At 67.0% G+C, this 12,486-nt stretch carries 12 protein-coding genes; 5 read left to right on the forward strand and 7 right to left on the reverse strand.

What is annotated here, in order from left to right:
* Positions 1 to 54 precede the first annotated feature (54 nt).
* Positions 55 to 687, reverse strand: coding sequence for an O-methyltransferase (locus J2T23_RS03590; RefSeq protein WP_141159894.1), 633 nt, complete (start codon positions 685 to 687; stop codon positions 55 to 57).
* 227 nt (positions 688 to 914) lie between these two features.
* Between J2T23_RS03590 and sigE the strand changes: the two genes are divergently transcribed.
* The 3 genes from sigE to J2T23_RS03605 all read left to right on the forward strand — a co-directional run bounded on the left by sigE (position 915) and on the right by J2T23_RS03605 (position 2,850).
* A complete protein-coding gene (gene sigE / locus J2T23_RS03595; RefSeq protein ID WP_141159895.1) occupies positions 915 to 1,529 on the forward strand; it encodes an RNA polymerase sigma factor SigE in 615 nt (204 codons plus the stop codon).
* Positions 1,530 to 1,536: 7 nt separating this feature from the next.
* Complete coding sequence (locus J2T23_RS03600) at positions 1,537 to 2,376, forward strand: anti-sigma factor (RefSeq protein WP_141181972.1); 840 nt, start codon at positions 1,537 to 1,539, stop codon at positions 2,374 to 2,376.
* A 69-nt stretch (positions 2,377 to 2,445) separates the two neighbouring features.
* A complete protein-coding gene (locus tag J2T23_RS03605; RefSeq protein WP_141159897.1) occupies positions 2,446 to 2,850 on the forward strand; it encodes a twin-arginine translocase TatA/TatE family subunit in 405 nt (134 codons plus the stop codon).
* A gap of 5 nt (positions 2,851 to 2,855) precedes the next feature.
* Here the strand turns inward: J2T23_RS03605 and J2T23_RS03610 are convergent, their stop codons facing one another.
* The 3 genes from J2T23_RS03610 to J2T23_RS03620 are packed head-to-tail and all read right to left on the reverse strand — an operon-like array spanning position 2,856 to position 5,963.
* Complete coding sequence (locus tag J2T23_RS03610) at positions 2,856 to 3,998, reverse strand: Mrp/NBP35 family ATP-binding protein (RefSeq protein WP_141159898.1); 1,143 nt, start codon at positions 3,996 to 3,998, stop codon at positions 2,856 to 2,858.
* Positions 3,995 to 4,696: a DUF1003 domain-containing protein gene (locus J2T23_RS03615; RefSeq protein ID WP_141159899.1), complete on the reverse strand. Its 702-nt coding sequence runs from the start codon at positions 4,694 to 4,696 to the stop codon at positions 3,995 to 3,997. Before J2T23_RS03615 ends, J2T23_RS03610 begins: the two co-directional genes overlap by 4 nt.
* Positions 4,680 to 5,963 (reverse strand): magnesium transporter MgtE N-terminal domain-containing protein, encoded by a 1,284-nt coding sequence (locus J2T23_RS03620; protein ID WP_141159900.1) that lies wholly within the window; start codon positions 5,961 to 5,963, stop codon positions 4,680 to 4,682. Before J2T23_RS03620 ends, J2T23_RS03615 begins: the two co-directional genes overlap by 17 nt.
* A gap of 77 nt (positions 5,964 to 6,040) precedes the next feature.
* On the opposite strand from J2T23_RS03620, the gene J2T23_RS03625 reads away from it, so the two are divergent.
* Complete coding sequence (locus J2T23_RS03625; RefSeq protein ID WP_141159901.1) at positions 6,041 to 7,039, forward strand: YflT domain-containing protein; 999 nt, start codon at positions 6,041 to 6,043, stop codon at positions 7,037 to 7,039.
* 114 nt (positions 7,040 to 7,153) lie between these two features.
* Here the strand turns inward: J2T23_RS03625 and J2T23_RS03630 are convergent, their stop codons facing one another.
* The gene (locus tag J2T23_RS03630) at positions 7,154 to 8,728 is read right to left on the reverse strand and encodes an aminopeptidase P family protein (RefSeq protein ID WP_307357309.1); all 1,575 of its coding nucleotides are present in this window, start codon (positions 8,726 to 8,728) and stop codon (positions 7,154 to 7,156) included.
* 80 nt (positions 8,729 to 8,808) lie between these two features.
* Between J2T23_RS03630 and J2T23_RS03635 the strand changes: the two genes are divergently transcribed.
* Complete coding sequence (locus J2T23_RS03635) at positions 8,809 to 9,657, forward strand: PHP domain-containing protein (protein WP_141159903.1); 849 nt, start codon at positions 8,809 to 8,811, stop codon at positions 9,655 to 9,657.
* Positions 9,658 to 9,670: 13 nt separating this feature from the next.
* Here J2T23_RS03635 and J2T23_RS03640 read toward each other — a convergent pair whose 3' ends face one another.
* Both J2T23_RS03640 and J2T23_RS03645 read right to left on the reverse strand, forming a co-directional pair.
* Positions 9,671 to 10,546, reverse strand: a complete 876-nt coding sequence (locus tag J2T23_RS03640) for a DNA-methyltransferase (protein WP_141181967.1) — start codon at positions 10,544 to 10,546, stop codon at positions 9,671 to 9,673.
* Between the two features lie 8 nt (positions 10,547 to 10,554).
* Positions 10,555 to 12,249 carry a DEAD/DEAH box helicase gene (locus J2T23_RS03645; protein WP_307357314.1) on the reverse strand — a complete coding sequence of 565 codons (1,695 nt, stop codon included), beginning with the start codon at positions 12,247 to 12,249 and terminating at the stop codon, positions 10,555 to 10,557.
* Between the last annotated feature and the right edge of the window lie 237 nt (positions 12,250 to 12,486).

Below are 12,486 nucleotides of genomic sequence, written 5' to 3' on the forward strand. Positions count from 1 at the left end.
TGCCGGTCAGGGTGCGCAGCCCGCGGGCTGCGCACCCTGACCTTTATGCAGGAGCTACTTCTTGACCGCGACCAGCAGGCCGTCGCCGGTGGGGAGCATGGCGGATGCCAGCCTGTCGTCGTCGCGGATTGCCTTGCCCACCTGCCGCAGGGTCACCGTGTTGGGCTCGCGGCCGGCAGGGTTGGCTACCTTGTCCTTGTCCAGCGCATCGTTGATCACCAGCAACCCTGAGCGCTTGAGCAGCCGGATGGCCTGTTCCACATAGCCCGGCAGGCCCGGCTTGTCCGCATCGATGAAGACAAGGTCGTAGGCGCCGTCCGTAAGCCGTGGCAGGACGTCACCCGCCCGGCCGGAAATGGTGCGGGTCCGGTTGGCGGGGCTGCCGGCCTCCGCGAACGCTTCGCGGGCAGCCCGCAGGTGCTCCACGTCCACATCGATTGTGGTCAGGACGGCGTGCGCGCCGAGGCCGCGCAGCAGGCAGACGCCCGAGACGCCGGCGCCGGTGCCGATCTCCACGACGGTCTGGGCTTTGGAGGCAGCGGCCAATACCGTGAGGACAGCGCCCACTCCGGGGCTGATGGCGCTGACCCCCAGTTCAAAGGAACGTTCCCGCGCCCGAAGCATTACCTCATCCTCAGCGGGCAGATCTTCTGCATAGGACCAGCTGCTGGACTTGTCGGCGCTCATGAATAATCGCTTTCTGGGCGTAAAGGGAATGTCCCCCCAAGCCTACTGTGTCCGGCCCTGCCGGGACGGAAAGCAGCCGTTGCGCCGAACGCTGAAGTTTGCAGGTAATCAGGAAATTCCCAGCCAAGTTTGACATGCTTGATTTCCGCTCATCCAAAAGGTGACCGGCGCCGAATCAGAGATGTCAACAGTATCCGGGCGTTAGCATTCCACGAGGGGAGTGGACGATGTCATCTTCAGTAGTGGCACCTGTCCCTGCAGTAAACAATCCCGACGATGAGTGGGTCCGTCCCACCTGGGAAGAAGTGGTCACCAACCACTCCGCGAAGGTGTACCGGCTGGCCTACCGCCTGACCGGAAACAAGTACGACGCCGAGGACCTCACCCAGGAGGTCTTTGTCCGCGTGTTCCGTTCGCTGGAGAACTTCAAACCCGGAACCCTTGATGGGTGGCTGCACCGCATCACCACCAACCTGTTCCTTGACCAGGCCCGGCGCAGGACCCGCATCCGTTTCGACGCCCTGGCAGAGGACGCGGAGTCCCGCCTGCCCGGCCGCGAGCCGGGGCCGGAGCAAAGCTTCGAGCTGAACAACCTGGACCTGGACGTACAGGCTGCCCTGGAAGAGCTGCCGCCGGACTTCCGTGCCGCCGTGGTCCTGTGCGACCTCGAGGGGCTCTCCTACGACGAGGTAGCCGAGGCGCTGGGCGTCAAGCTGGGCACCGTCAGGTCCCGCATCCACCGTGGCAGGACCATGCTCCGCGAGAAGCTGGCCCACCGCGATCCACGCCCGCAGCAGTCCCGCCGCAAGCTTTCTATGCCGCGCATCGCCGGCATCCTCTGATCGGCACATGAGGTCCCAGTTTCCTTTCGGCGGCAGGCATCAGCGCACCGGCAGCCACCTCGAGGCCTGCCAGGAGTGTGCCGCCACCCTGCGCCGGGAACGGCAATACTTGGAGCGCCTCCGCGATGCTCCCATCCCGCCCGCCAGCCAGGACCTGACCGCCCGGCTGCTGGCCCGCACCCACGAACTGGCCGCCCAGCCGCCTGCGCCGGTACCCCAAGGCGGCACCTCGCGCCTCGCCGCGCGGGCGCTGGCCCTGACCGCGGGCGGAACCATGGCGGCCGCCGGGGTGCTGGCCGTCGGTGCGTTCACCGCAGCGGGGGACCCCACCGCCAGCGAACAGGCCGGGCCCGAGGCTGCTTTCTCGCACGTTTCGTCCCAAACTCCCGCTGATGGCAGGACTTTGAGTGCCGCCCAGCTCGCCACCCTCCGTTCCGAGGGTTGGGCTTGTCCGGACCTCCAGGCCATGGGATTCCACCTGGAAGCCGCGCGGGCACTGGTGGTCGACGGGGAACCTGCAGTGGAACTGCAGCTCACTGACGGCGCCCATCACGCCACGGTCACGGAACAGCACCCCGCCAGCCAGGGCACAGGTCCGGCGCACGCGTGGGCCACGTCCCCGGCGTCCGCCACCTACCGGGCCGCAGGCCTGACCATCACCTACCGCTCCGACCTGCCCGCGGACAAGGCCGGCGACGCCATGCCGATCCTCGAACGGCTTGCCGATTCCGCCATGGAGGGGGTCGCGGCATCCGTCCCGGAGCAGCCCGACGGCCAGGCTGCGGAACCCCTGGATGCACGGCTGGAGCGCGGAATCAACAAGATCGCGGCCCTGTTCACCCAATGACACGGACTGTTCACCCGTCCGCCGGATGGGAATCGTCACTCGCAGCCCGGAGAGGGTAATCTTCCTAAAGTGTTTGGAATCAACGGCCCGGAGTTCATTCTTCTGCTGATCATCGGTGTGCTGGTGATCGGCCCCAAGCGGCTGCCGGAATATACGCAGAAGCTGGCCAACCTGGTCAAGGAAGTCCGCCGGATGGCCAACGGTGCCCGGGAACAAATCAAGGAAGAAGTGGGCATCGACATCGACGATGTCGACTGGAAGAAATACGATCCCCGCCAGTACGATCCCCGCCGCATCATCAAGGAAGCACTGCTCGACGACGACACCAAACCGGTCAGCGCAGGCGCTCCCGCCGCCGTGGCTGCCGTCGCCGGCGCCGCAGCCGCGGCTGATGCCTCACCAAAGCGCCCGGAAAGGGTAGTGCAGAGGCTCGCCCCCGGCGAGGCCGCGCCGTTCGATACCGAAGCCACCTAGGCAGGTCAGCGGGGCTGCAGCCCCAGCTTCATCCCGGCAAGGCCTCGCGGTGCTGTGGCAAGCCGGCCGGCGATCCCGGCCAGGGCGGAAGCCGCCGCGGTCCCGGGCCTGCCAAGGACAACCGGAACCCCTGCATCCCCGCCCTCGCGCAATTGAATGTCCAGGGGAATCTGTCCCAGCAGCGGAACGTCCGCCCCCACGGTGGCGCTGAGCCGTTCCGTGAGTACCGTCCCGCCGCCGCTTCCGAAGAGCTCCATCCGGCCGCCGTCGGGCATCTCCAGGTAGGACATGTTCTCGATGACACCGGCAATTTTCTGCCCCGTCTGGGTGGCGATGGCGCCGGCCCGTTCGGCGACGTCGGCTGCGGCTGCCTGGGGCGTGGTAACCACCAGGATTTCGGCCTTGGGCAGCAGTTGGGCCACGGAGATGGCGATGTCACCGGTACCCGGCGGGAGGTCCAGGAAGAGGGCGTCCAGGTCCCCGAAGTAGACGTCCGTGAGGAACTGCTCCAAGGCCCGGTGCAGCATGGGTCCGCGCCATGCCACCGGCTGGTTGCCGGTGACGAACATGCCGATGGAGATGACCTTTACCCCGTACGCAACGGGGGGAAGGATCATGTCGTCCACCTGGGTGGGTTTTTGCGTGATTCCCAGAAGGGCTGGAACGGAGAAACCGTAGACGTCAGCGTCCACGATTCCCACCCGGAGGCCCCGGGCGGCCAGGGCGGTGGCCAGGTTGACCGTCACCGAGGACTTGCCCACGCCGCCCTTGCCGCTGGCCACCGCGTAGACCTTGGTCAAGGAATCAGGCTCGTTGAATGGAATCCTGCGCTGGCCGCCCGGGCCACGCAGTTTTTCCTTGAGGGCGTCACGCTGGGCCTGGTCCATCACCTTGAGCTGGACGTCGACGGCGGTCACGCCGGGCACCGCCGACAGGGCCTTCTGGGAATCGGCAGTAATGGTGTCCCGCAGCGGGCACCCCGCAATGGTGAGCAGGACTGCCACGGTGACCTTGCCGTCGTCGGCCACCTGGACGGAATCCACCATGCCCAGTTCGGTGATGGGGCGCCGGAGTTCGGGGTCGATCACTGTGGCAAGGGCGGCGTTGACTGCCCCAGCCAACGCCGTGCGGGGAATGGGTTCGCTCATGAACGGTCCTGTGTGGAGTGGCCGGGCTTGATCCGCGGGATCTGCTGGGTGCGCGGGTTGCGCTGCCGGTCCCGCTGTTCGCGGAGTTTGTCCTTCACCTTGTCACGGGGGGATTCGTGCGAACCGGGGCCCGTGTCATCGTGGGTCCGCAGTTCCTCTTGTGCTTCAAGGAGGTCCTCCAGGAGTGAGCGCAGCTCGGCCCTGACATAGTCGCGGGTGGCCACCTCGCGCAGCGCGATCCGCAGGGAGGCCAGCTCCCGGGTCAGGTACTCGGTATCGGACAGGTTCCGCTCTGCCCGCTGGCGGTCCTGCTGCAGCGAGACGCGGTCGCGGTCATCCTGCCGGTTCTGCGCAAGCAGCAGCAGGGGAGCGGCGTAGGATGCCTGCAGCGAGAGCATCAGGGTCAGCAGGGTGAAACCCAGGTCCCTCGAATCGAACTGCCACTCCACCGGCGCCCAGGTGTTCCAGCCCAACCAGAAGATGCAGAAGACGGTCATGTAGACCAGGAACTGCGGCGTGCCCATGAACCGGGCAAAGCCCTCGGTGGCATGGCCGAACGCGTCTGGATCGGGCTTGAACTTGGGCAGGATCCGCTGGCGCGCGCTTAGGGGCGTATCGAGACTGCCTTTTGATTCCGCAGTGGCCAGGTTCCGCTGGTTGGGGTTCTTCGGAGCGCTGTTATCAGCCAATACGGCCACCGAGCTTTCTTATCGGGGCTTCGCCGTCGTGGGCGCGCCAGTCGTCCGGCAACAAGTGATCCAATACGTCATCAACAGTCACCGCCCCCACAAGCCGGCCGGCGTCATTGACCACGGGGAGGGAGTTCAGGTTATAGGTAGCCAAGGTCCGGGCCACTTCGCTGATGTGGGCTTGGTCCGACAGCGGTTCGAGATTCTTGTCCACCAGGTTTCCCAGTGCCTCGAACGGCGGGAAGCGCAGCAGTTGCTGGATGTGCACCACGCCCAGGAACCGGCCTGTCGGCGTTTCGAGTGGCGGCCGGGCAATGAAGATCGACGACGCCAGGGCCGGGGAAAGCTCCTCCCGGCGGACGTGGGCGAGGGCCTCGGCAACCGTGGCTTCCGGGGGCAGGATGACCGGTACCGGCGTCATCAGGCCGCCGGCAGTGTCCTCGTCGTACTCAAGGAGGCGGCGGACGTCCTCGGCGCCCTCGGGCTCCATGAGCTGGAGCAGTTCCTCGGCCTGGGCGGAGGGGAGTTCGCCGAGAAGGTCGGCGGCGTCGTCGGGATCCATCTCCTCAAGGACGTCAGCGGCGCGCTGGACATCCAGGGCGGAGAGGATCTCCACCTGGTCGTCCTCCGGGAGTTCCTGGAGGACGTCTGCCAGCCGTTCGTCCTGCAGTTCGCTGGCCACCTCGAACCGGCGCTTGTCGCTCATCTCCTGCAGGGCTTCGGCGAAGTCGGCGGGTTTGAGGTCCTCGTGGTTGGCCACGAACTGGGTGGCTGCCTGTGGCTCGGTGCGCGGTCCCTGCTGGGCGTCCGCCCAGTCGATGATCAGCGTTTCGTTGCGGCGCAGCCGGCTCAAGGGCGAGAGGGAGTGTCCGCGCCGGACAAAGAGCTTGCTGACGAACCAGTCGCGGGACCGGTGCTGGTCGATGGCGATGTCCTCGATGGTGGCGTCGCCGCTGCCGTCACGGAGGGTGACCCGCCGGTCGAACATTTCGGCCACCACCAGGGTTTCCGCCCCGCGCTGCTCAAAGCGGCGCAGGTTCACCAGGCCGGTGCAGATAACCTGGGTCTGGTCGATCGAGGTAATGCGGGTCATGGGCACGAAGACCCGCTTCTTTCCCGGCACTTCCACCACGATGCCCACCACGTGCGGGGCTCCCTGGGTCCCCCGCGACAGCACAACAACATCGCGCAGCCGGCCCAGCCGGTCGCCCAGCGGGTCGAAGACGTCGAGGCCAAGAAGGCGTGCCACGAAGACGCGGGTAGGTGTTGTGCTCACCACTACAGGCTACCGAGTCTGCTCTCTTTTAGCTGAATTTACAGGCGGCACCCACCTTCATGGGCAAGAATGGGTTTATGTCGAACATTTTTGGTGGTCCCAAGCCCGGCGCCGCGAGCGGACCCGATGATGCCCGGGCTGTTCCCACCGGCGACACCGTTGGCTCCTACACGTCCTACCTCGACGCCCAGAAGGCGGTCGATTACCTGGCGGACCAGCAGTTCCCGGTCCAGATGGTGTCCATCGTGGGCAACGAACTGAAGATGGTGGAACGTGTCACGGGGCGCCTGAGCTACCCGCGGGTGGCGCTCTCCGGGGCCCTGAGCGGCATGTGGTTCGGCTTGTTCGTGGGCGTCATGCTCTCCTTCTTCGCCCCGTCGCCTGGATACTTCTCCATCATGACCTCGGTGCTGATGGGCGCGGCGTTCTTCATGCTCTTCGGCATCGTCACCTACGCCATGCAGCGCGGCAAGCGGGACTTCACCTCCACCAGCCAGGTGGTGGCCACCAGCTATGACGTGATCGTGGCCCCCGAGGCAGCCCACGAGGCCCGGCGCCTCCTGCAGCAGCTGCCCATGTCCCGTTCCGACGCAGCATCCGGCCACGGCCCGTACACGCAGCACGACTACCACAACCAGCCATACCAGCAGCAGCACCACCAGCAGCAGGGACAGGGCCCGGCCCGTCCCACCGGCTGGAACGATCCCTACGGCCAGAGGTCCTCCGGCCCGTCAGCCCAGGGCGGACCGGCGCAGGAAGGCCACGGGTACCCGGAGGACGGCAGCCAGCAGCAGAGCGGCCAGCAGCCCCCGCAGCACTACGACGGCGGCCAGCAGCACGCCGCCCAGCAGCCGGTCCGTTCCGCGGTCCGCTACCCGGACCTGCCCGACGGCCGCCCGCAGTACGGCGTCCGCGTTCCCCAGGGGCCGGCCGGGGGGCAGCCGGGAATGGAAGACGCCGCGGAACGCCCTGCTGAACACCCGGCAGGAGACCACGCGCAGGACGGTAGCGGCCATCCGACTGATACCGGCTATGGTGCCCAGGGCGGCCAGCACCGGGGCGAAGACCGCCAGTAACCGCGGTCCAGGACCACGGGTCCACGCGCCGCACGGGAGAAACCGGTACGCACACAAAGAGCGGGGCCGCTGGAATGAATCCGGCGGCCCCGCTCTTTCATGCCTGCGTGTTGCCTAGGCTTCTTCGGTCCGGTAGATCCCGGCCATCCAGTCCTCCACATCCTCCGCATTGCGCGGAAGGGCGGCGCTGAGGTTGACGGGGCCGTCGGCGGCCATGAGGATGTCGTCCTCGATCCTGACACCGATGCCGCGGTATTCCTCCGGGATGGCCAGGTCCTCCTTCTTGAAGTACAGGCCCGGTTCGATGGTGAACACCATGCCCTCGGTGAGGACGCCGTCGAGGTAGAGTTCCCGCTTGGCCTGGGCGCAGTCGTGGACGTCGAGGCCCAGGTGGTGGCTGGTGCCGTGCGGCATCCAGCGGCGGTGCTGCTGGCCCTCGGGGCTGATTGCCTCCTCCACGCTGACAGGCAGGATGCCCCATCCGGCGAGCCGTTCTGCCAGGACCGTGGTGGCCGCTGTGTGGATGTCGCGGAACTTGGTCCCGGGCTGCGCGGCTGCGAATCCGGCGTCGGCGGCGTCGAGGACCGCCTGGTAGACCTTGCGCTGGATCCCGCTGAAGGTGCCGCTGGCCGGAAGCGTCCGGGTGATGTCCGCCGTGTAGAGCGAGTCGGCCTCGACGCCGGCGTCCAGGAGCAGCAGTTCGCCGGCGTGGATGCGCCCCGTGTTGCGGGTCCAGTGCAGCACGGTGGCGTTGTTGCCGGATGCGGCGATGGTGTCATAGCCCAGTTCGTTGCCCACCTCACGGGCACGGGCGAAGAAGGCACCCTCCACCACGCGTTCGCCGCGGGCATGCGTGAGGGCCCGGGGCAGGGCCTTGACCACCTCTTCGAATCCCTCGACCGTGGCGGACACGGCGATCTTCATCTGCTCGATTTCCCACTCATCCTTGAGCAGGCGCAGTTCGGAGAGGGCTTCGCTGAGCTTCTCGTCCAGGGCATCGAGCACTTCAAGGTCCAGGTTCTCGGGATCCTTGGCCGTGTTGTACCGGGCCGTGTCCACCAGTGCGTCGATGTTTTCGTCAACCTTGCGGACCAGGCGGATGGAGATTCCGCCGATCTCCGGGGCGCCAACGTCCTTGGTGATTGCCGTTTCCAACTGGTCGATGTGGGCGGTGGCCAGTCCAAGCCGGGCCTCGAATTCTTCGAGGGTGGGGCGGGCCCCGATCCAGAACTCACCGGAGCGCGAGTCCGCGTAGAACTGTTCGGTGTCCCGGCCGGCCAGCGGCCGGAAGTACAGCGTCGCGCGGTGGTTCGCGCCGTCGTCGCCCGTTCCTTCTTCAACCGGTTCCAGGATCAGGACTGCGTCCGGTTCGTGGTCCAGGCCGAGGCCGGTCAGGTGCGCGAAGCCGGAGTGCGGGCGGAAGCGGTAGTCGCAGTCGTTGGAGCGGACCTTGAGCGGCCCCGCGGGTATGACCAGCCGTTCGCCCTTGAACTGGGCCGAGATGGCCTTGCGCCGGTTTGCGGCGTAGGGGGCGACGGCATCGCGCTGGGGGAGCTCCTGGGTGGCGGGTGCCCAGTTGCTGGCCATGAAGGCCTTGAAGGCGTTGGAACTGGGCCGCTGGGAGCGGTTGTTGACGCGGTCCTCCAGCGGCTGGGAAGCAGAGTTTTGGGTGTTTTCGGCATCGTTCACGGCACCATCGTCTCACCAGCGTCCCGGCTATGCGAACGGGCCTCCCAGGTCTCCCGTCCCCGGTCCACTACGCTGGATAAGTGAGGATTGACCTGCATGCCCACTCCAACGTCTCCGACGGCACCGAGACCCCGGCCGATGTCATGGCCTCTGCTGCCCGCGCGGGACTGGACGTGGTGGCCCTGACGGACCACGATTCAACGGCAGGCTGGGCGGAAGCCGCCGCGGCCGCAGCCACCTGCGGGGTGGCCCTGGTACCGGGCATGGAAGTCTCCTGCCGGACGGAGGAAGGCATCAGCGTCCACCTCCTGAGCTACCTGCACGACCCCACCCATCCCGGGCTCCTCGAGGAAATCACCAAGGCCAAGGACTCCCGCCTGACCCGCGCCGAACGGATGGTCACCATCCTCGCCGAGGACTACCCGCTCACCTGGGACGACGTAATCCACCATGTTGCGCCCGGCGCCACCCTCGGCCGCCCGCACATCGCCGACGCCCTCGTTGCCGCGGGGGTGGTGGAGGACCGTTCCGAGGCGTTCGCCTCCATCCTCACCTCCCGGTCCCGCTACTTCATCCCGCACTACGCCCCGGACCCGGCCACCGCCGTCGACCTTGTCCGTGCCGCCGGCGGCGTGCCGGTGTTTGCCCATCCCGTGGCTTCCGCCCGGGGGCGGATCGTAGGGGAGCGGACCTACCGGGAGATGATCGACGCCGGCCTGGCCGGCCTGGAAATCGACCACCGGGACAATCCGGAAGAGGGCCGGGATTTCCTGCGCAGGCTCGCCGCCAGGCATGGCCTGTTGATCACCGGTTCCTCCGACTACCACGGCACCGGCAAGCCCAACCTGCTCGGTGAAAACCTCACGGCCCCGGACATGCTGGCGCGGATCGAGGAACAGGGCACGGGAACCGCCGTCGTCCGGCCTTAGGGCGCAGTCCGCGCTAACCGGCGGGCAGGAACGAGGTCAGCGTGGCGTGCGCACCAAGCCGCTTGGCCATGATGTCGATGGCCGGCTGGTTCTGGTCGACGCACACGAACTTCCGGCCGAGCTTGGCCGCAACCGCCCCCAGGGTGCCGGAGCCGGCGAAAAAGTCCAGGCACCAGTCCCCGGGACGCGACGACGCGGCGACGACGCGGCGGACCAGGCCCTCGGGTTTCTGCGTCGGGTAGCCGGTCTTTTCCTTGCCGGTGGGCGAGACGATGGTGTGCCACCAGACGTCGGTGGGCAGCTTTCCCAGTTCGCGTTTGGCGGGAGTTACCAGACCGGGCGCCATGTATGGTTCGCGGTCCACCTCGGCGCTGTCGAAGTGGTACTTCGCGGGGTTCTTGACGTACACCAGGATGTTGTCATGCTTGGTGGGCCACCGGTTCTTGGCCCGGGCGCCGTAGTCATACGCCCAGATGATCTCGTTCAGGAAGCACTCCCTGCCGAAGATGGCGTCCAGCATCACCTTGGCATAGTGCACCTCGCGGTAGTCCAGGTGCAGGTACAGGGTGCCGTCGTCGGCCAGCAGCCGCCACGCCTCCACCAGCCGGGGTTCCAGGAAGGACCAGTAGTCGCTGAACGCGTCATCGTAGCGGTGCAGGGCGCCCTTGATCGTGTCGTAGGAGCGGCCCTTGAAACCCACCCTGTCCCCGCTGCCGCCGGCGTTAACCACCATCCGGGTTTCCTGGCGCTGCTGCGGCCGGCCCGTGTTGAAGGGCGGATCCACGTAGATCAGCGTGAAGGCGCCGTCCGGCAGCGTGGGGAGGTACGCCGCGTTGTCCGCGTGCACCACCAGGCTGCCGCCGTCCGGCGCCCAAACAGTGTCACTCATCAGGGCGGTTAGGCCTCGGAGGCGCCGGGGCGGCTGCTGTTGTCCGCGCCGGCCACCACTTCGCCGTTGCGGCGGCGGGTGCGCGTGCGGGTGCGGCGGGCGCGGTTCGGCTTTTCGCCGTCGGCTGTGGGTGCGGCGGCCTCGCCGGCAGGCGTGGCCTCCGGAGTTGAGGTACGACGACGGCGCTCGCCTGAGCGTCCAGCGGAGTCACTGCTGCGGCCGCCTTCGCGGCTGCCGCCCTTGCCGGCGTCGGCCTTTCCACGGGCCCGTCCGTCCCGGTCGCGTGACCGGCCGGCGTCGCGGCTGCTGCGGCTGTTCTTCTTGCCGGTTTCGCCGAGGTCTTCGAGTACTTCGGCGTCAACCCCGGCCAGGGTGCGCTTGTCGCGGGGCAGGCGGCCCTTGGTGCCCTCGGGGATGTCAAGATCGGTGAACAGGTGCGGCGAGGACGAATAGGTTTCCACGGGTTCGGGCACATTCAGGCCCAGGGCCTTGTTGATCAGGGCCCAGCGGGGAACGTCGTCCCAGTCAACAAAGGTCACGGCCGTGCCCTTGTTGCCGGCGCGGCCGGTGCGGCCCACACGGTGCAGGTAGATCTTCTCGTCTTCCACGCACTGGTAGTTGATCACGTGGGTGACGTCATCGACGTCGATGCCGCGGGCAGCCACGTCCGTGGCCACCAGGACATCGACCTTGTTGTTGCGGAACGCGCGCAGCGCCTGCTCGCGGGCGCCCTGGCCCAGGTCGCCGTGGATGGCGGCGGCAGCGAACCCGCGGTCCACCAGTTCCTCGGCAACCTTGGCAGCGGTGCGCTTGGTCTTGGTGAAGATGATGGTCCGTCCGCGGCCACGGGCCTGCAGGATGCGTGCCACCACTTCGGCCTTGTCCATGCTGTGTGCCCGGTAAATGAGCTGGCGGATGTCCCGCTTGGTCAGGCCCTCATCCTCCGGATCGGCTGCCCGGATGTGGGTGGGCTGGGTCATGTAGCGGCGCGCCATGGCGATGACCGGGCCGGGCATGGTGGCCGAGAACAGGAGCGTCTGGCGGACTGCGGGCGTGCCGGCGATGAGGGTCTCAACGTCCGGCAGGAAGCCGAGGTCCAGCATTTCGTCGGCTTCGTCGAGGACCACGAGCTTCACGTTCTTCAGGCTCAGGTGCTTCTGCTTATAGAGGTCGATCAGTCGTCCGGGGGTACCCACCACTACCTCGACACCCTGCTTGAGGGCGTCGACCTGGGGCTCGTACGCGCGGCCACCATAAATAGTGGTGATTCTTGCATTGCGTTTGCGGGACGCCGTCTGAAGGTCGCTGGCCACCTGCACGGCAAGCTCGCGGGTCGGAACGATCACCAGCGCCTGCGGGGCTCCGGGGACGGCCAGCGTGGCGTATCCGGGATCGTCCTGGCCCATGACGCGCTGCAGGGCGGGAATGCCGAACCCGAGGGTCTTGCCGGTGCCGGTCTTGGCCTGTCCGATGATGTCATGTCCGGCCAGGGCCACCGGCAGGGTCATGGCCTGGATGGGGAACGGGTGGGTGATGCCGGCGTCAGCCAGCGATTCGACGATGTCGGCGCGGACGTTGTAGTCGGCGAAGGACTTCTCCGCGATCTCGTGCGGCTTTTCGTCCGAGACGATGGTTTCTTCCGGCTCGATGGTTTCCGTGCCGGACTCATCGCTCAGAAGCTGGTGGGTATGCAATTCACTCACAGGGGAGTTTCCTTATTCATTTAGGCAATGGCGCTGCCTGCTCAACGGGCCGGCCAGGCCTGGCCGTTCCGGAGCACGCTCAGGCGCGCAAGCGATTCCAGTGGAAGCCGATCGCGGGCTATCTAATGCTGGCACTGGTGACCAACGGGTACTTCTCAAGATCGCGTAGGGGCGGGCTTGTTGGTTTCAAATCAAGGAAATCAACGACCGGGCATCCAGTTCTACCCCTCCAGTCTA

It is taken from the genome of Pseudarthrobacter niigatensis, assembly GCF_030812615.1.
In the GTDB taxonomy this organism is placed as follows: domain Bacteria; phylum Actinomycetota; class Actinomycetes; order Actinomycetales; family Micrococcaceae; genus Arthrobacter; species Arthrobacter niigatensis.